The sequence below is a fragment of the Ralstonia sp. A12 genome (assembly GCF_000801955.1).
In the GTDB taxonomy this organism is placed as follows: Bacteria; Pseudomonadota; Gammaproteobacteria; order Burkholderiales; family Burkholderiaceae; genus Ralstonia.
Genome location: NZ_JSZO01000058.1, coordinates 1 through 1,282, shown reverse-complemented (window position 1 = coordinate 1,282; position 1,282 = coordinate 1). Strand labels below are relative to the sequence as shown.

The window sequence follows — 1,282 nt, the reverse complement described above, 5'->3', positions numbered from 1 at the left end:
TGACCCTGCCTCGATTCCACGTACAGCAAGAAGTTTGATAACTTTTTGACTGTATGGAGAGAGGCATGACAGAGAAATTGGTCCCGAGAAGGCAATACACGAAGGAATTCAAGCTGGAGGCGGTGAGATTGGCCGAGAGTGTCAGTCAGCATGAGGCTGCGCGCAGGCTGGGCGTGCCGGTGGCCACGCTGGGGAATTGGTGTCGCGATCAGGGCAGTAGCAAGACGGACGCCGCTGCAGGGCCAGTCCAGAGCGTGCCGACGTCCAGCCGTCGACCGGTCAGCGATCTGGAGGCCGAGAACAGCCGCCTGCGCAAGGAGCTGGCCAGCGCGAAGCTGGATATCGAGATCCTCAGAAAGGCGACGGCGTACTTCGCGAAGGGGTCGCGGTGAGGTACGCCTGGATTGACACACACCGCGACCAGTACAGCGTCAGCCGGCTCTGCCGGGTGCTGGCGGTCTCGCGCAGCGGGTATTGCCAGTGGCGTGTTCGCCCGCCCAGCGCCAGGGCACAGGCCAACGCGGCCCTGGATGCTGAGGTGGCTGCCATGCACCGGGCCAGCCGCGGCAGCTATGGTCGGCCGCGCATCGTGCGGCAATTGCATGTGCAGGGACAGCCGGTGAGTGCTGAACGCGTGCGGCGCAGTCTGCAACGCCAGGGCTTGCACCCGGTCTACAAGCGCCCGTATCGGGTCACCACGGATTCGGCACACAGCCTGCCGGTGGCGCCGAATCTGCTGGAGCGACGCTTTGACGGTTGGCAGCCGAATCAGGCGTGGGTGGGCGACATCACGTTCATCGCCACCGACGAAGGTTGGCTGTTCCTGGCCGCGATCCTGGACCTGTCCAGCCGACGCATCGTCGGCTGGTCGATGTCGGAACGGATGCAGGCCGATCTCGTTTGCCAGGCCTTGCGCAGCGCGTACTGGCAACGCAAGCCCCCGCCCGGGTTGTTGTTGCATTCCGATCGCGGCGCCCAGTACGCCAGCCGGGTGTATCGCAGCCTGGCCACCGCATTCGGTATGACGGTCTCGATGAGCCGTCGTGCCAATGCCTGGGACAACGCACCAATGGAGAGCTTCTTTAAGACCTTGAAGGTCGAACGGATCTACCAGACGCGCTACGAAACCCGGGCCCAGGCTCGCTTGGACATCGTCGACTGGATCGAGGGCTATTACAATCGACAGCGCCTGCACACTTCGATCGACTTCCTCACCCCCGTCGACTACGAAACCCAGCGCATGGCTGCATGAATTGCTGTACGTGAAAACGAGGCAGGGTCA

1 protein-coding gene is annotated in these 1,282 nt (G+C 63.1%); it reads left to right on the top strand.

Going from position 1 to position 1,282, the window contains the following annotated elements; all coding sequences use genetic code 11:
* Positions 1–53: 53 nt before the first annotated feature.
* Positions 54–1,252 (top strand): IS3 family transposase gene (locus PI87_RS27940; protein WP_157003283.1). Its coding sequence is split into 2 segments (ribosomal slippage): positions 54–354 and positions 354–1,252, totalling 1,200 coding nucleotides; the frame shifts between segments, so codons are not numbered across the junction.
* The last annotated feature ends 30 nt before the right edge of the window (positions 1,253–1,282 follow it).